13 protein-coding genes are annotated in these 16,703 nt (G+C 59.2%); 9 read left to right on the top strand and 4 right to left on the bottom strand.

The window, feature by feature from the left end:
• Positions 1 to 95: 95 nt before the first annotated feature.
• Positions 96 to 812, top strand: coding sequence for an SIMPL domain-containing protein (locus CRX69_RS08495; protein ID WP_107321875.1), 717 nt, complete (start codon positions 96 to 98; stop codon positions 810 to 812).
• Positions 813 to 960: 148 nt separating this feature from the next.
• Here the strand turns inward: CRX69_RS08495 and CRX69_RS08490 are convergent, their stop codons facing one another.
• Positions 961 to 1,344, bottom strand: a complete 384-nt coding sequence (locus CRX69_RS08490; protein WP_107321874.1) for a DUF6124 family protein — start codon at positions 1,342 to 1,344, stop codon at positions 961 to 963.
• A gap of 853 nt (positions 1,345 to 2,197) precedes the next feature.
• On the opposite strand from CRX69_RS08490, the gene CRX69_RS08475 reads away from it, so the two are divergent.
• The 8 genes from CRX69_RS08475 (at position 2,198) to CRX69_RS08440 (ending at position 12,959) form a co-directional block, all read left to right on the top strand.
• Positions 2,198 to 3,823: an ABC transporter substrate-binding protein gene (locus CRX69_RS08475; protein ID WP_076383545.1), complete on the top strand. Its 1,626-nt coding sequence runs from the start codon at positions 2,198 to 2,200 to the stop codon at positions 3,821 to 3,823.
• A gap of 304 nt (positions 3,824 to 4,127) precedes the next feature.
• On the top strand, positions 4,128 to 5,729 hold the full coding sequence (locus tag CRX69_RS08470; protein ID WP_047229026.1) for an ABC transporter substrate-binding protein: 1,602 nt from the start codon (positions 4,128 to 4,130) through the stop codon (positions 5,727 to 5,729).
• A gap of 171 nt (positions 5,730 to 5,900) precedes the next feature.
• On the top strand, positions 5,901 to 7,322 hold the full coding sequence (locus CRX69_RS08465; RefSeq protein ID WP_107321873.1) for an OprD family porin: 1,422 nt from the start codon (positions 5,901 to 5,903) through the stop codon (positions 7,320 to 7,322).
• Between the two features lie 75 nt (positions 7,323 to 7,397).
• Positions 7,398 to 8,993, top strand: a complete 1,596-nt coding sequence (locus CRX69_RS08460) for an ABC transporter substrate-binding protein (protein ID WP_107321872.1) — start codon at positions 7,398 to 7,400, stop codon at positions 8,991 to 8,993.
• 74 nt (positions 8,994 to 9,067) lie between these two features.
• On the top strand, positions 9,068 to 10,078 hold the full coding sequence (locus CRX69_RS08455; RefSeq protein ID WP_107321871.1) for an ABC transporter permease subunit: 1,011 nt from the start codon (positions 9,068 to 9,070) through the stop codon (positions 10,076 to 10,078).
• A gap of 10 nt (positions 10,079 to 10,088) precedes the next feature.
• A complete protein-coding gene (locus tag CRX69_RS08450) occupies positions 10,089 to 11,000 on the top strand; it encodes an ABC transporter permease subunit (RefSeq protein WP_047229030.1) in 912 nt (303 codons plus the stop codon).
• A 10-nt stretch (positions 11,001 to 11,010) separates the two neighbouring features.
• Complete coding sequence (locus tag CRX69_RS08445; protein ID WP_076383541.1) at positions 11,011 to 11,979, top strand: ABC transporter ATP-binding protein; 969 nt, start codon at positions 11,011 to 11,013, stop codon at positions 11,977 to 11,979.
• Positions 11,979 to 12,959 (top strand): peptide ABC transporter ATP-binding protein, encoded by a 981-nt coding sequence (locus tag CRX69_RS08440; protein ID WP_047229032.1) that lies wholly within the window; start codon positions 11,979 to 11,981, stop codon positions 12,957 to 12,959. The genes CRX69_RS08445 and CRX69_RS08440 overlap by 1 nt, the downstream gene beginning before the upstream one ends.
• Before the next feature lie 197 nt (positions 12,960 to 13,156).
• Here the strand turns inward: CRX69_RS08440 and CRX69_RS08435 are convergent, their stop codons facing one another.
• The 3 genes from CRX69_RS08435 to CRX69_RS08420 all read right to left on the bottom strand — a co-directional run bounded on the left by CRX69_RS08435 (position 13,157) and on the right by CRX69_RS08420 (position 16,702).
• Entirely contained in the window at positions 13,157 to 13,402 is a 246-nt protein-coding gene (locus tag CRX69_RS08435; protein ID WP_047229033.1) for a hypothetical protein, read from the bottom strand.
• 642 nt (positions 13,403 to 14,044) lie between these two features.
• Positions 14,045 to 15,628 carry a peptide chain release factor 3 gene (locus tag CRX69_RS08425; protein ID WP_047229034.1) on the bottom strand — a complete coding sequence of 528 codons (1,584 nt, stop codon included), beginning with the start codon at positions 15,626 to 15,628 and terminating at the stop codon, positions 14,045 to 14,047.
• A gap of 165 nt (positions 15,629 to 15,793) precedes the next feature.
• Positions 15,794 to 16,702 (bottom strand): hypothetical protein, encoded by a 909-nt coding sequence (locus CRX69_RS08420; RefSeq protein ID WP_047229035.1) that lies wholly within the window; start codon positions 16,700 to 16,702, stop codon positions 15,794 to 15,796.
• Position 16,703 lies beyond the last annotated feature (1 nt).

Genomic DNA, 16,703 nt, shown 5'->3' with positions numbered 1-16,703 from the left:
AAGTTGTAACTGTGCGAACCCGCCCATAAAAGCTAGAGTCTTACCGTTCACGCAGGTCCGGATCTCACCCCTGCGCCTCATCCCAAGGAGCTTTCATGCACACGTTCAGTCGTCACGCCGCCCTGCTCGCCCTCAGCCTCGGCACCGTCGCCAGCCTGCCGGCCCTGGCCGCCGATGAGCTTCACTACAACCAGATTTCCCTGCGCGCCGAAGCCAGCCAGGAAGTCGCCCGCGACCTGATGATCGTCACCCTCTACACCGAGGAACAAAACACCGACCCGGCCAAACTCGCCGCGGCCGTCACCACCACGCTGAACAAAGCCATTGGCCAGGCCAAGCAGGTCAAGGACATCACCCTGCGCCAGGGCAGCCGCAACAGCTACCCGGTCTACGACAACAAAGGCCAGAAAATCACCGGCTGGCGCGAACGCGCTGAACTGCGCCTGGAAAGCGCCGACTTCGCGGCCCTGTCCAAACTCACCGGCGAGTTGCTCACCGACCTGAAAATGGGCGGCATGGACTTCACCATCTCCACCGCCACCCGCCAGACCAGCGAAGACGCTCTGCTCAAGGACGCCGTCAACGCCTTCAAAGCCCGCGCCCAACTGGCCACCGAAGCCCTGGGCGGCAAGGGTTACAAAATCGTCAACCTGAACCTCAACAGCAACGGCTACCCACAGCCCTACATGCGCCCGCAAATGATGATGAAAGCCGCGTCCATGGATGCTGAATCCGTCACGCCGGAAGTCGAAGCAGGCACCAGCAAAGTGAACATGACGGCGGATGGGGTGGTTGAGGTGTTGATGCAGTAACCCGCCTGATCGTTGCCGATCGTTCCCACGCTCCGCGTGGGAATGTCTCCACGGACGCTCCGCGTTCGGCTTTGGAAAGGGACGCAGAGCGTCCCGGGCTACATTCCCACGCGGAGCATGGGAACGATCAACTTCCGTGGCGAGGGGATCAAGGTGCCGGACTGGCCGGCACTTCAAGCTGATCCAACGCCTTATCCACCAGCAACTGGCACAACTCCACCAACTGATGAATCCCCAACGCCACACTACGCCGCGTGCCCTCCACTTCAAAGGCCAGGTCCTCGGCCATGGCTTTTATCGAGGCCAGGGTTTCGGAGGTGCTGGTCAGCAGCGTGTCGGCGTCGGCTTCCGCTGTGACGGAAAACAGGCTGTCGATGCGCGGATCGGTGCTTGGCTCTGGTTTTTTTGGATTGAGGTAATGATTGAGTGCCCGCTCTGCGGCGGCTCGGTCTTTGAGTAGGTCTTCGATGGAATCGAAATCCGCCAATGGATTTGTTCTGTTGAAGTTCGGTTCAGTCTTTCCTTCGTTCATGTGCATGCTCCTGATGAAATTGGAGCCATCACTTGCCGTTATGGTCGTGAGGCTTACGACCTATTAATTTCGGGTTCCCACTCCCGGTCGCTGAATCGCAGCGACAAGAAAAAGGTTAGAGAGCCCACTTCCGAGCGGCAACCCTAAAAAACTGTGGGATGTTTCGGTTCGGGGCCGGTGATCCTTCCGACACAAATGAATGACTCGTGCCGCTTCGCTTCCTGACGCCGCAAACCCCGTGGCGAGGGAGCTTGCTCCCGCTGGGGCGCGAAGCGGCCCTAAAAACAGCGACGCCATTCATCTGACAAACCGAGGTGTCAGGTTTTGGGCTGCTACGCAGCCCAGCGGGAGCAAGCTCCCTCGCCACGGGTCTGGTGTTCGACGAAGCGTAGGCGTCGGTTGCCGGACCGCCCTCGCGAGCAGGCTCGCTCCCACCATTGGATCGGGGTACAACCGCAAGAAACAGGCCGGCTAGCAGGCCGCCACGTCACCAACCCGAGCTAACCCAGTAGCGCGCAATACACACAAAGGCCGCGTCGATAAACACATAAAGACCCTTGGGTTGCACCCCTCTATCTCGCGGGTTTCATGGGGTGATACCTGCCCCAATGCGGTGCACAAATACCTTCGAGGCGCACAGGAATCGGGCGCAACTTGTATCAAAAACGGCCCCGCAAACGATCAAATGCGTCAGAAGTTACACAGATGCGACATTAAGGTACGTTCGTGCCACTGTTTCAGGCCTGTAACCGCTCTGGATCTTGCATTGGGTATGGGGCCTGCATAAGTATCCGCAGGACGACTCACGAGGTCGCCCTCAAATCCAAAAATGACAACAAATCATGAGGCCAACATGCTTAAACACGCGGTCATTCCGTTTTTAGTCGGCGCAGGCTTGTTAGCCAGCGCACCTTTCGCCCATGCGGCGACTAACCTGGTGTTCTGCTCCGAAGGGAGTCCGGCCGGTTTTGACCCTGGTCAGTACACCACCGGAACCGACTTCGACGCCTCTGCAGAAACCATGTTCAACCGCCTGACCCAGTTCGAACGCGGCGGCACCGCTGTGATTCCTGGCTTGGCGACCAAATGGGACATTTCCGAAGACGGCCTCACCTACACCTTCCACTTGCGTGAAGGCGTCAAGTTCCACACCACCCCGTATTTCAAGCCGACTCGTGAATTCAACGCCGACGACGTGCTGTTCACCTTCAATCGCATGATCAGCAAGGATGACCCGTTCCGTAAGGCCTACCCGACCGAATTCCCGTACTTCACCGACATGGGGATGGACACCAACATCACCAAGATCGATAAAGTCGACGACCACACCGTCAAGTTCACCCTCAAGGATGTTGACGCCGCGTTCATTCAGAACATGGCCATGAGCTTCGCCTCGATCCAGTCCGCTGAGTACGCGGCCCAACTGCTCAAGGAAGGCAAGGCCCCCGACATCAACCAGAAGCCGGTCGGCACCGGCCCGTTCGTGTTCAAGAGCTACCAGAAAGACTCCAACATCCGCTACACCGGGAACAAGGATTACTGGAAGCCTGAAGACGTGAAGATCGACAACCTGATCTTCGCCATCACCACCGACCCATCGGTACGCATCCAGAAGCTGAAGAAGAACGAGTGCCAGGTCACCCTCTTCCCACGCCCAGCCGACCTCAAGGCGCTGAAAGAAGACAAGGCACTGAAGATGCCTGACCAGGCGGGTTTCAACCTGGGCTACATCGCTTACAACGTGATGGACAAGATCAAGGGCAGCAACGAGCCGAACATTCTGGCCGACCTGAAAGTTCGCCAGGCGCTGGACATGGCGGTCAACAAGCCGCAGATCATCGATTCGGTCTACCAGGGCGCTGGTCAACTGGCGGTCAACGCCATGCCGCCGACCCAATGGTCCTACGACACCACCATCAAGGACGCCAAGTACGACCCTGAGAAAGCCAAGACGCTGCTCAAGGAAGCCGGCGTCAAGGAAGGCACCAACATCACCCTGTGGGCGATGCCGGTACAGCGTCCGTACAACCCGAACGCCAAGCTGATGGCTGAAATGCTGCAGTCCGACTGGAAGAAGATCGGCCTGAACGTCAACATCGTCAGCTATGAGTGGGGCGAGTACATCAAGCGCTCCAAGGGCGGCGAGAACCAGGCCATGATCATTGGCTGGAGCGGTGACAACGGTGACCCGGACAACTGGCTCAACGTGCTGTTCGGCTGCGACTCGCTGGCCGGTAACAACTTCTCCAAATGGTGCGACAAGAAGTTCGACGACCTCGTCAAGCAGGCCAAGCGCACGACCGACCAGGCCAAGCGCACCGAACTGTACAAACAGGCGCAACACGTCCTCAAGGACGCTGTGCCAATGACACCTATCGCTCACTCGACGGTGTATCAACCCATGCGCGCCAATGTGCAGGACTTCAAGATCAGCCCGTTTGGCTTGAACTCCTTCTACGGCGTCAGCGTCAGCAAATAAAGGTAGGCAACGGCGGCGTTTCTGACGGCGCCGTTGCTTTATCTGCCGAGACCAAGACTCAGGAAAACGCCTACATCCAAAAGCACTGCGTACCACAGCAGCTGGTTTAGGACGTATCGCCTTTTCCCACAAGTCTTTCAGGCGTTACGCATTTACTGCCTGGCCCGCGGCCCATACCGTCGGGAGCCAGGTCGATCTGCTGGCGCTGCGGCATCGCTGTTCGCAATGGATTGAACTCAGTGCCCGGACAGGCCCTGCAAGGGCGCCGGTCACTGTTAAACACCCCATAGAGAGAGGGAGCGTCATGCGCCATACCTTGGTTTTATCCGCATTGCTGGGCACCGGCCTGCTGGCCGCCACTTCCATGGCCCAGGCCGCCGGCGGCAGTCTGGTGTTCTGCTCCGAAGGCAGCCCCGCCGGTTTCGACACCGCGCAATACACCACCGCCACTGACAACGATGCCGCCGAACCGCTGTACAACCGCCTGGCCGAGTTTGAAAAGGGCGCGACCAACGTCGTACCTGGCCTGGCGACTAGCTGGGACATTTCCGAAGACGGCCTGAAATACACCTTTCACCTGCGCGAAGGGGTGAAGTTTCATACCACCGATTACTTCACGCCGACCCGGGATTTCAACGCCGACGACGTGCTGTTCACCTTCAACCGCATGCTTGACCCGCAGCACCCCTTCCGTAAGGCCTACCCGACCGAGTTTCCATACTTCAACGGCATGAGCCTGAACAAGAACATCGCCAAGGTCGAGGCCACCGGGCCGCTGACCGTGGTCATGACGCTCAACAGCGTGGACGCCGCGTTCATCCAGAACATCGCCATGAGTTTCGCCGCGATCCTGTCGGCCGAATACGCCGATCAGTTGCTCAAGACCGGCAAGCCCAGCGACATCAACCAGAAGCCGATCGGCACCGGGCCGTTCGAGTTCAAGAGCTACCAGAAAGACTCCAACATCCGCTATGTCGCCAACAAACAGTACTGGGCGCCGGAGCGGGTCAAGCTGAACAACCTGATCTTCTCCATCAACACCGATGCCTCGGTACGGGTGCAAAAACTCAAGGCCAACGAATGCCAGGTCACCCTGCATCCACGTCCAGCCGATGTGCCGGCCTTGAAGAACGACCCGAAACTGCAACTGATCGAGAAACCCGGTTTCAACCTCGGCTACATCGCCTATAACACCCGTCACAAACCGTTCGACCAGGTCGAAGTGCGCCGGGCGCTGGACATGGCGGTGAACAAGCAGAGCATCCTCAACGCCGTGTACCAGGGCGCAGGGCAACTGGCGGTCAACGCCATGCCGCCGACCCAGTGGTCTTACGACGATACGATCAAGGACACCGCCTACAACCCGGAAAAAGCCAAGGAGTTGCTCAAGGCTGCCGGGGTCAAGGAAGGCACCGAAATCACCCTCTGGGCCATGCCGGTACAACGCCCGTACAACCCCAACGCCAAGCTGATGGCCGAAATGCTTCAGGCCGACTGGGCGAAAATCGGCCTGAAGGTGAAGATCGTCAGCTATGAATGGGGCGAATACATCAAGCGCACCAAGAACGGCGAGCACGATGTCAGCCTGATCGGCTGGACCGGTGACAACGGGGACCCGGACAACTGGCTGGGCACGCTGTACAGCTGCGATGCCATTGGCGGCAACAACTACTCCATGTGGTGCGATCAGGACTACGACAAGCTGATCAAGCAGGCCAAGGTCGTCACCGATCGCGACCAGCGCACCGTGCTCTACAAACAGGCCCAGCAATTGCTCAAGCAGCAAGTGCCGATCACCCCTGTCGCTCACTCGACGGTCAACCAGCCGCTGAGCGCCAAAGTCGAAGGGTTCAAGGTCAGCCCCTTCGGTCGCAACGTGTTCTCGGGCGTCAGCCTGAACCCATAACTGATTAGCCATACAGCAGGGCCCCATTTGGTGCCCTCACGCAGACGTCTTGCCGAAATTCACCGTTCAGGCGTAGTGCAAACGTTTGCGAAGCCAAGATGAGTTGCAAAAACCGATAGCCGTATCACTAAAAAAGACCGGCATTAAAAAGAAAGAAAAGGAGCGTTACCGATGAAACTGAGCAACACCGCGTTACTGGCCTTGGCCATCAGCAGCGTTACGGCCACAGCCTATGCTGAGTCTGCAAGTCAGGAATTCGTCCCGACCACCCTGGCTGGCAGCAGCGCTCAAAGCGAGGCTAAAGGTTTTATCGATGGACAGAGCTTGGGCGGCACGACCCGTAACTGGTACGCCAACGAACTGAAACGTCGTGATGACCGATTCAGCTATAAGCCTAACAGCGTAAAAAATGATCCTTCCGTGCCGGCTACGCCCATCGCACGTCGTATCAACTGGGTTCAGGGCACCATCGTTAACTACACCTCGGGCTTTACCCAAGGCACAGTCGGCGTCAGCACGGAAGTAGCCGCCTACAACGCCATCGTGCTGGATCAAGACCGCAAGCACATCGCCGGCGGTTCCAACCGCACCCTGGCCGACTCCAACGGTGATGCCGTCGACCAGTGGAGCAAGCTGGGTCTGGCCAACGTCAAGTTCCGCGTATCGAACACAACGCTCACCGCCGGTCGTCAGAATTTCAGTACGCCTATCGTCGACGTTATCGGCAACCGCGCACTGCCTTCGAGTTTCGAAGGTGTGAGTCTGCATAGCGAGGAATTCAACAACCTGTCGTTCGACGTGGCCGGTTTCGATCGCGTTTCGCCGCGTACCGAGCAGAGCTTGTCGAAGTTCCGCAGCGAGTACTCCGCCACTGGCGTGGAAACCGACAAAGTCCTCACCGCCGGCGTGAACTACCAGCCGTTCAAGAGCCTGAAAACCAGCCTGTATGGCGCCAATGTTGAAGACTTCTGGAACCAGTACTACTTTGGCGCGACCCACGAGTTGGGTGACAGCCAGGTGCTGAGTCTGACCACCAGCCTGAACTACTACAAAACCGTTGATGAGGGCAAAAAGCTGATGGGGAATATCGATAACGATACCTACTCCCTGTCGCTCGGCCTTGCTCACCAGGCCCATAGCCTGACGTTCTCCTATCAGGAAGTGAACGGCGACGAGTACTTCGACTACCTGCACGAAACCAATGGCATCTACCTGGCCAACTCCTTGCTGTCGGACTTCAACAGCCCGAACGAGAAATCGTTCCAGATCGCCTACGGCCTCAACATGGCCGAGTACGGCGTACCGGGCCTGAAGCTCAACATCTATCAGGCACGCGGCTGGGGCATCGACGGCACGCATTACCGTGGCACGGCCTACACCGCACCAGGTACCCAGCGCGGCGACCTGAGCCTGATGGACGGCGAAACTCACTACGAATACGGTGTTGGCGCCTCCTACGCCGTGCAAAGTGGCCCGCTCAAGGCCACCGCGATTCGTGCGACATACACCACGCACCGCGCCAGCGAAAACCAGGCTGATGGCAACATCAACGAATTCCGCCTGGTCACCACCATCCCGTTCAACATTCTCTAAACCATCCACCGAACGGTCGACTCACAAGGTCGGTCGTTCGGTTTTTGCCATTGAACCGATTGCAGAGGATAGCCGATGAACATGAATCCCCTACGCGCAGCCATCGCCGCTGCGTTGCTGAGTGTCGCCGTAGGCGCCACGGCCAAACCCCTGGTGGTTTGCACAGAAGCCAGCCCGGAAGGCTTCGACATGGTCCAGTACACGACTGCAGTCACTGCCGATGCCGTGGCAGAAACCATCTTCAATCGCCTGGCCGACTTCAAGCCCGGCACCACCGAAGTGATTCCGGCCCTGGCCGAATCCTGGGACATCAGTGACGACGGCCTGACGTACACTTTTCATCTGCGCAAAGGCGTCAAGTTTCACACCACCGATTATTTCAAGCCGACCCGCGACATGAATGCCGACGACGTGGTCTGGAGTTTTCAGCGCCAGCTGGACCCGAATCATCCCTGGCACAAGCTGTCGAGCGTAGGCTTCCCCTACTTTGAAAGCATGGGCTTCAAAGAGCTGCTCAAGAGCGTCGAGAAAGTCGACGAGCACACAGTCAGGTTCAGCCTGACCCGCCGCGAGGCGCCATTTCTGGCGGACATCGCCATGGCCTTCTCCTCGATCTACCCGGCCGAATACGCCGACCAGTTGCTCAAGGCAAACAAGACCGGCGACCTCAACAGCAAGCCGATCGGCACCGGCCCGTTCATTTTCCAGCGCTACAACAAGGATGCCCAGGTTCGTTTCAAGGCCAACCCGGACTACTTCCGTGGCAAGCCACCGGCCGATGCGCTAATCCTGGCCATCGCCACCGACAACAACGTGCGCATGCAAAAGCTCAAGACCAACGAGTGCCAGATCGCGCTGTATCCAAAACCCGATGACATCCCCAGCATCAAGAAAGACCCGAACCTGAAGGTGACGGAACTGGACGCGATGACCGTTTCCTACACCGCCCTGAATACCAGCCACAAATACATGAGCGATGTGCGGGTGCGCAAAGCCATCGACCTGGCCTTCGATAAGGAAGCCTACGTCAACGCCCTGTTCGGCAAGGGCAATGCCACCGTGGCGGTCAACCCGTACCCACCGACGCTGCTGGGCTTCAATCATGATCTGAAAAATCCGCCCCGGGACCTGGACAAAGCCCGTCAACTGCTCAAGGAAGCCGGCGTACCTGAAGGCACCGTGTTCACTCTGTTCACCCGTAACGGCGGCGGCCCGACCAACCCCAACCCGATGCTCGGCGCGCAGATGATGCAGGCCGACCTGGCCAAAGTCGGGATCAAGGTCGACATCCGCGTGATGGAATGGGGCGAAATGCTCAAGCGCGCCAAGAACGGCGAGCACGACATGGTTTCCGCCGGATGGGCGGGCGATAACGGCGACCCGGATAACTTCCTGACGCCTATGCTCAGTTGCGAAGCGGCCAAGAACGGCGAAAACTACGCGCGCTGGTGCAACGAGCAATTCCAGGCGCTGATCGACCAGGCCCGCGCCACAGTGAACCCCGAGGAGCGCACCAAGCTCTATGAACAGGCCCAGGTGCTTTTCAACCAGGACCAGCCGTGGATCAGCATGGCCCACACCCGAATGTTTACCGCAATGCGCAAGAACGTAGAGGGCTATGTGATTAGCCCGCTTACGACCAATAACTTCGCCACCACCCAGGTGAGGTAGATAAGAAAACGCCCGGCAACTCTTATCCAGGAGCTGTCGGGCACGCCTAACCGGCTGATGAGGTACACCTTAAGATGTTTAGTTTTATTGCCCGCCGACTGGGATTATTGATCCCCACGTTCTTCGGCATCACCTTGCTGACTTTCGCGTTGATTCGCATGATCCCCGGCGACCCCGTGGAAGTGATGATGGGCGAACGTCGGGTCGATCCCGAAATGCACGCTCAGGCAATGGAACGCCTTGGCCTGAACAAACCGCTGTATGCCCAGTACCTGGACTACATCGGCAAACTGGCCCAGGGCGATCTCGGCGAATCGCTGCGCACCCGCGAAAGCGTCTGGACCGAGTTCAGTTCCCTGTTTCCCGCGACCCTGGAGCTGTCCATGGCCGCCCTGTTGTTCGCCGGTATCCTGGGCCTTTTGGCCGGGGTGATCGCGGCACTCAAGCGAGGATCCCTGTTCGACCATGGGGTGATGGGCATCTCCCTGGCGGGGTATTCGATGCCGATCTTCTGGTGGGGCCTGATCCTGATCATGTTCTTCTCGGTGTCCCTGGGCTGGACGCCGGTGTCGGGACGGATCGACCTGCTCTACGACATCGAGCCGAAAACCGGCTTCATGCTGATCGACACGCTGCTGGCCGATGAGCCGGGCGCGTTCCTCGACGCCCTGCACCACCTGATCCTGCCGGCCATCGTGCTGGGTACTATTCCGCTGGCGGTGATCGCCCGCATGACCCGTTCCTCGATGCTCGAAGTGCTGCGCGAAGACTATATCCGCACCGCGCGCGCCAAGGGCCTGTCGCCTTCGCGAGTGGTATTCGTGCATGGCCTGCGCAACGCGCTGATCCCGGTGCTGACCGTGGTCGGCCTGCAAGTCGGCACATTGCTGGCCGGTGCGGTGCTGACCGAAACGATCTTCTCCTGGCCAGGTATCGGCAAGTGGCTGATCGAAGCCATCGGCGCCCGGGACTATCCCGTGGTGCAGAACGGCATCCTGTTAATCGCCTGCCTGGTGATTCTGGTCAACTTCGTCGTGGACATCCTCTACGGCTTTGCCAACCCACGTATTCGTCACCAGCGCTGAGATCAAAACCATGAGTACTCCAACTACCTCGGTAGCAGTCGATCAAAGCCTGCTGTACCCGTCCCCCTACAAAGAATTCTGGCAGGCGTTTTCCCGCAACAAGGGCGCCGTGGCCGGGCTGATGTTCATGACCCTGATCGTGTTCTGCGCGATCTTCGCCCCGTGGGTCGCCCCCCATGACCCGAGCGAACAATACCGCGACTTTTTGCTGACACCGCCGGTCTGGCTCGAAGGCGGTCAGATGCAATTTTTGCTGGGCACCGACGAACTGGGGCGCGATTTGCTGTCGCGGCTGATCCAGGGTTCGCGTCTGTCGCTGCTGATCGGCTTGTCGTCGGTGGTGATGTCGCTGATCCCGGGCATCCTGCTGGGACTGTTCGCCGGGTTCTTCCCGCGCCTGCTCGGCCCGACCATCATGCGTTTGATGGACATCATGCTCGCCCTGCCCTCGCTGCTGTTGGCCGTGGCGATTGTCGCCATCCTCGGCCCTGGCCTGATCAACACCGTGATCGCCATCGCCATCGTGTCGCTGCCGTCCTACGTGCGCCTGACCCGCGCCGCGGTGATGGGCGAACTCAACCGTGACTACGTGACCGCCGCCCGCCTGGCCGGTGCCGGCCTGCCGCGCCTGATGTTCATCACTGTGCTGCCCAACTGCATGGCGCCGCTGATCGTGCAGGCAACCTTGAGCTTTTCCTCGGCGATCCTCGACGCCGCCGCCCTGGGCTTCCTCGGCCTGGGCGTCCAGCCGCCAACCCCGGAGTGGGGCACCATGCTGGCCTCGGCCCGAGACTACATCGAACGCGCCTGGTGGGTGGTGAGCCTGCCTGGCTTGACCATTTTGCTCAGCGTGCTGGCAATCAACCTGATGGGCGACGGTTTGCGCGATGCGCTGGACCCGAAACTCAAGAATGCCGCCTGAGGAGATTCCCATGTCACTGCTAGAAATCAAGAATCTCAACGTACGCTTCGGCGACGCCACCGCCGTGCCGGTGGTCGACGGCCTGGACCTGAGCGTGGAAAAGGGTGAAGTACTGGCCATCGTCGGTGAATCAGGCTCGGGTAAATCCGTGACCATGATGGCGCTGATGGGGCTGATCGAGCACCCCGGCATCGTCACCGCCGACGCGCTGAACTTCGATGGCAAGAACATGCTCAAGCTGAGCAACCGCCAGCGTCGGCAGATCGTCGGCAAGGACCTGGCGATGGTGTTCCAGGACCCGATGACTGCACTCAACCCCAGCTACACCGTGGGTTTCCAGATCGAAGAAGTGCTGCGCCTGCACCTGAAGATGTCCGGCAAGGCCGCCCGCCAGCGCGCCATCGAACTGCTGGAGAAAGTCGAAATCCCGGGCGCCGCCAGCCGCATGAACGCCTACCCGCACCAACTGTCCGGCGGCATGAGCCAGCGTGTGGCGATTGCCATGGCGATTGCCGGCGAGCCGAAACTGTTGATCGCCGACGAACCGACCACCGCCCTCGACGTGACCATTCAGGCGCAGATCATGGACCTGCTGCTGGCCCTGCAGAAAGAGCAGAACATGGGCTTGGTGCTGATCACCCACGACTTGGCCGTGGTGGCTGAAACCGCCCAGCGCGTGTGCGTGATGTACGCAGGCCAGGCCGTGGAAGTAGGCAAGGTCCCCGAGCTGTTCGACATCCCGGCCCACCCGTACAGCGAAGCGCTGCTGGCGGCGATTCCGGAACACAGCATGGGCGCCGAGCGCCTGGCGACGCTGCCAGGTATCGTCCCCGGTCGCTACGACCGTCCGCAAGGCTGCCTGCTGTCGCCGCGCTGCCCGTATGTGCAGGACAACTGTCGTCAACAACGCCCGGCCCTCGATCCGAAATCCAACAGCCTCGCCCGCTGCTTCTACCCGTTGAACCAGGAGGTGGCGTGATGGCCGTCGTACTTACCGCCCGTGACCTGACCCGTCATTACGAAGTGTCCCGTGGCATGTTCAAGGGCCATGCGACCGTGCGCGCCCTCAACGGCGTGTCGTTCGAACTGGAAGCCGGCAAGACCCTCGCCGTGGTGGGTGAATCCGGTTGCGGCAAATCCACCCTTGCCCGGGCCCTGACGCTGATCGAGGAACCGTCCACCGGCTCCCTGAAGATCGCCGGCCAGGAAGTGGCCGGCGCGAACAAGGCCGAGCGCAAGCAGTTGCGCAAAGACGTGCAGATGGTGTTCCAGAGCCCGTACGCGTCCCTCAACCCACGGCAGAAAGTCGGTGATCAACTGGCCGAGCCCTTGCTCATCAACACCAACCTGTCGGCCACCGAGCGGCGGGAGAAAGTCCAGGCGATGATGAAGCAGGTGGGCCTGCGCCCCGAGCATTACCAGCGCTACCCGCACATGTTCTCCGGCGGCCAACGCCAGCGCATCGCCCTGGCCCGCGCCATGATGCTGCAACCCAAGGTGCTGGTGGCGGACGAACCGACGTCGGCGCTGGACGTGTCGATCCAGGCCCAGGTGCTGAACCTGTTCATGGATCTGCAGCAGGAGTTCAACACCGCTTACGTGTTTATCTCCCACAACCTGGCGGTGGTGCAGCACGTGGCCGACGACGTGATGGTGATGTACCTCGGCCGTCCGGTGGAAATGGGCCCTAACGAGTCCATCTACAGCCGTCCGCTGCACCCGTACACCCAGGCGCTGCTCTCGGCCACCCCGACCATCCACCCGGACCCGAACAAGCCGAAGATCAAAATCGTCGGCGAACTGCCCAACCCGCTCGACCCACCGTCCGGCTGCGCCTTCCACAAGCGCTGCCCATACGCCACCGAGCGCTGCCAGACCGAAGAACCGGCCTTGCGGTTGCTGGATAACCGGCAGGTGGCGTGTCACTACGCCGAGCAATTCCTCGACGGCGCGGCGTAAACCAAAAGGCAATACAGCACTTGTGGCGAGGGAGCTTGCTCCCGATGGACTGCGCAGCAGTCCTGAAAAACCGGGCCGCTTCGCGCCCCAGCGGGAGCAAGCTCCCTCGCCACGCGTAATGCACTTGCGAACATGAAAAACCCCTGTTGCCCGGTCAAATATAGGATCGGGCAGCAGGGGTTTTCTTTGTCTGAACTCTACGTCTGGCTATCACCCTCACCACCATCATCGGCATCCGGGTCATCATCAATCGTCGAATCGTCATCATCCTGATCGCCGGGTTGCTGTTCTTCATTGGCGGCAAGCATCCATTCGCCCTGCGCCACGTGTCCGTTCGCCGCTTGTTTTTCATGCTCATCGCATTCGGCCCAAGCCGCTGACGAACCGAGCGACAGCATCAGCAAAACCTTCAGCAAAATCATCGCGCGTAGAAATGCGTTCATAGCCGATTCCTTTTTTTCTCTGGTTAAAGCCCTAAGCCTGACGGCGTTCAAGAAACGCTGATCCTGAACGGTCGGTTCCTCAGATAAGACGCCTATGTACGGACAGAAATGCCATGCGGGCACAGAATGGTTTCGAATAAGGATTATCCCGAACGGTTATGAACTGAGCCTACTTACCAACCCACCCCAGAAACCTTGTGGGAGCAAGGCTTGCCCGCGATGGCGAAGGCACATTCAACATCCCGCAAGCTGACCCACCGCTATCGCGAGCAAGCTTTGCTCCCACAGAGGAATCTGGGCCGAACACAATTTTTTTGCCCGCTGAAGTTCCAGTGTGGGAGCGAGCCTGCTCGCGATGGCGGTGGGTCAGCAGCTTTGAGATTGACTGACACTCCGCTATCGCGAGCAAGCTTTGCTCCCACGGAGGAATCTGGGCCGAACACAATTTTTTTGCCCGCTGAAGTTCCAGTGTGGGAGCGAGCCTGCTCGCGATGGCGGTGGGTCAGCAGCTTTGAGATTGACTGGCACTGCGCCATCGCGAGCAGGCTCGCTCCCACCGGGGGTTGGTGGTGCCCAGTCGTTAAGTGGAAATAAAAAACCCCGCAGCTTTCGGTGCGGGGTTCTGGGTGTAAAGCTCAGCGCTTAGTGATGCTCACGCGTCGCACGGAAGTTCACATCCGGCCAGCGCTCTTCCATCAGCGCCAGGTTGACACGGGTCGGGGCCAGGTAGGTCAGGTGACCGCCGCCATCCAAGGCGAGGTTTTCCACGGCCTTGTTGGAAAACTCTTCGAATTTCTTCTTGTCGCCACATTCGACCCAACGAGCGGAGTACACGGTGATCGGCTCGTAGGAGCACTCGACCTTGTATTCCTCCTTCAAACGGCTGGCGACGACGTCGAACTGCAGCACACCGACAGCGCCGAGGATGATGTCGTTGCTGCGGGTCGGGAAGAACACCTGGGTGGCGCCTTCCTCGGCCAGTTGCTGGAGGCCCTGGCGCAGTTGCTTGGACTTGAGCGGGTCTTTCAGGCGCACGCGGCGGAACAGTTCCGGGGCGAAGTGCGGGATGCCGGTGAAACCCAGGGCTTCGCCCTCAGTGAAGGTGTCGCCGATCTGGATGGTGCCGTGGTTGTGCAGGCCGATGATGTCACCGGCGAAGGCTTCTTCCAGTTGCTCGCGTTCCGAGGAGAAGAACGTCAGGGCGTCACCGATGCGTACGTCCTTGCCGGTGCGCACATGGCGCATCTTCATGCCTTTTTCGTATTTGCCCGAGCAGATGCGCATGAAGGCGATGCGGTCGCGGTGCTTGGGGTCCATGTTCGCCTGGATCTTGAACACGAAGCCGGTGAACTTCTCTTCCACCGGCTCCACGGTGCGCTCGTTGGCGACGCGGGCCAGCGGGCGCGGTGCCCAATCGACCACGGCGTCGAGCACATGGTCGACACCGAAGTTGCCCAACGCCGTACCGAAGAACACCGGGGTCAGTTGGCCGTCGAGGAATTCCTGCTGGTCGAACTCATGGCAGGCGCCTTGCACCAGCTCCAGTTGCTCGACAAAACGGTCGTACTCGTCGCCCAGGTGGGCGCGGGCTTCGTCGGAGTCGAGCTTCTCGATGATTTTGGTTTCGGTGCGTTCATGACCATGCCCGGCGGTGTAGACGATGATGTAGTCGTCGGCCAGGTGGTACACGCCCTTGAAGTCGCGATAGCAGCCGATCGGCCAGGTGATCGGCGCGGCCTTGATCTTCAGGACCGCTTCGATCTCGTCGAGCAGTTCGATCGGGTCGCGGATGTCACGGTCGAGTTTGTTGATGAAGCTGACGATCGGCGTGTCCCGCAGACGGCAGACGTCCATCAGGGCGATGGTCCGTGGCTCGACGCCTTTACCGCCGTCGAGGACCATCAGCGCCGAGTCCACCGCCGTGAGGGTGCGGTAGGTGTCTTCGGAGAAGTCTTCGTGGCCCGGGGTGTCGAGCAGGTTGATCATGTGATCGCGATACGGGAACTGCATGACCGACGTGGTAATGGAAATACCCCGCTGTTTTTCCATTTCCATCCAGTCGGAGGTGGCATGGCGGTCGGACTTGCGAGATTTCACCGTGCCGGCCACCGCAATCGCCTTGCCCATCAGCAAGAGCTTTTCGGTGATGGTGGTCTTACCGGCATCGGGGTGGGAAATAATGGCGAAAGTGCGGCGTTTCGCGACTTCGGCGGCCTGTTTGGTCATGGGAAATCGCCTGGCAGGTGATTCAAAAAAGGGCGGCGATTATAGCCCAGAACCCCCTCTATGGACCACCTGCGCAAGAGCAGCCTAACGACTCGCCCCCCCTCGACGGCACACGTCCAACGCAAGAATCAGACATCTTCATCACCGCTGCCCAGCCCCAGAGGTTCAGGATGAGATAGCCTGATCAGCGGGAATAAACTCAAATCTCGCGTCATTTGCGGCCGTTTGGGGAAGCGTAATCTTGATCATGGGGATCCAAATGCCGGTCTGCGTTTTAAAGTCCCGTTGATCATATTGAGCGCCAACCTTACCCGTATCATTGATGTAAAAAACGGCCTCAATCGGAAGGGTCTGACCAATATTCTGAGCCCACTTTCTCACGCGAAATTCATTCTGCGTACCAAATGCGGAGGCTGGAAGTTGCCCCTGGGCCTTCACGCCCTCGGTGAACGCAACGGCGCCTCGTTCATCCAGCTCGTCACGAACATCGAAGCCACACAATGCACCGTACATACCTGCGTTAGCGTTGAAATGGGCAATATAGTGCGCGGCTGTGGTAATACCTTGGGATTGGCAAGGTCGGCTGTTGGGGCGATTGGGATATTGACCACAACCTTCGTCAGGTCGATGGTCAGTGGCGCCGTCGACTGGAAAGAAGCACAGCACCGCCAATGCGATCTTTCCTGTCGGTTTAAAAAAATCGGGATAAAGAATAAAGCCGTTATTGTAGCCAAATACTAATTTGCTGAACTTCGCGTCTTTACGCAGCCAGGAAAAAGAGACGCCCGTCGATGCTGGGTTGGGATTCCAAAAATGAAACTGCGTGGAGTGTTGGGTTGCCCGTAGCGTCACCCCTGTGCATAAAAACGACGGCGCCGAGGGGTTGTTGCGACACATGGTCAAGACGTTGTTATAGGCTTCCGTGAGATAGGCCGCTATTTCTGGACCGGTACCTGCGCCTTGGACGCCAACAGCCTGTCCTGACGGCTCATCAATAGTGCTCCTATCCAATTCATGTGTTGCACAGCCAGCCGTCAACAATAAAAACAGCACAATGCAAAATTGTCTTTTCATT

The sequence above is a fragment of the Pseudomonas rhizophila genome (assembly GCF_003033885.1).
GTDB classification, from domain to species: domain Bacteria; phylum Pseudomonadota; class Gammaproteobacteria; order Pseudomonadales; family Pseudomonadaceae; genus Aquipseudomonas; species Aquipseudomonas rhizophila.
Note: the sequence above shows the minus strand (reverse complement) of the source record. Positions and strands in the feature narration are given on the sequence as shown.

What these genes read in the sequence shown, in the direction of transcription:
- CRX69_RS08495 (WP_107321875.1), top strand. Translation starts at nt 96, where the DNA reads ATGCACACGTTCAGTCGTCACGCCGCCCTGCTCGCCCTCAGCCTCGGC.
- CRX69_RS08490 (WP_107321874.1), bottom strand. Translation starts at nt 1,344, where the DNA reads ATGAACGAAGGAAAGACTGAACCGAACTTCAACAGAACAAATCCATTG.
- CRX69_RS08475 (WP_076383545.1), top strand. Translation starts at nt 2,198, where the DNA reads ATGCTTAAACACGCGGTCATTCCGTTTTTAGTCGGCGCAGGCTTGTTA.
- CRX69_RS08470 (WP_047229026.1), top strand. Translation starts at nt 4,128, where the DNA reads ATGCGCCATACCTTGGTTTTATCCGCATTGCTGGGCACCGGCCTGCTG.
- CRX69_RS08465 (WP_107321873.1), top strand. Translation starts at nt 5,901, where the DNA reads ATGAAACTGAGCAACACCGCGTTACTGGCCTTGGCCATCAGCAGCGTT.
- CRX69_RS08460 (WP_107321872.1), top strand. Translation starts at nt 7,398, where the DNA reads ATGAACATGAATCCCCTACGCGCAGCCATCGCCGCTGCGTTGCTGAGT.
- CRX69_RS08455 (WP_107321871.1), top strand. Translation starts at nt 9,068, where the DNA reads ATGTTTAGTTTTATTGCCCGCCGACTGGGATTATTGATCCCCACGTTC.
- CRX69_RS08450 (WP_047229030.1), top strand. Translation starts at nt 10,089, where the DNA reads ATGAGTACTCCAACTACCTCGGTAGCAGTCGATCAAAGCCTGCTGTAC.
- CRX69_RS08445 (WP_076383541.1), top strand. Translation starts at nt 11,011, where the DNA reads ATGTCACTGCTAGAAATCAAGAATCTCAACGTACGCTTCGGCGACGCC.
- CRX69_RS08440 (WP_047229032.1), top strand. Translation starts at nt 11,979, where the DNA reads ATGGCCGTCGTACTTACCGCCCGTGACCTGACCCGTCATTACGAAGTG.
- CRX69_RS08435 (WP_047229033.1), bottom strand. Translation starts at nt 13,402, where the DNA reads ATGAACGCATTTCTACGCGCGATGATTTTGCTGAAGGTTTTGCTGATG.
- CRX69_RS08425 (WP_047229034.1), bottom strand. Translation starts at nt 15,628, where the DNA reads ATGACCAAACAGGCCGCCGAAGTCGCGAAACGCCGCACTTTCGCCATT.
- CRX69_RS08420 (WP_047229035.1), bottom strand. Translation starts at nt 16,702, where the DNA reads ATGAAAAGACAATTTTGCATTGTGCTGTTTTTATTGTTGACGGCTGGC.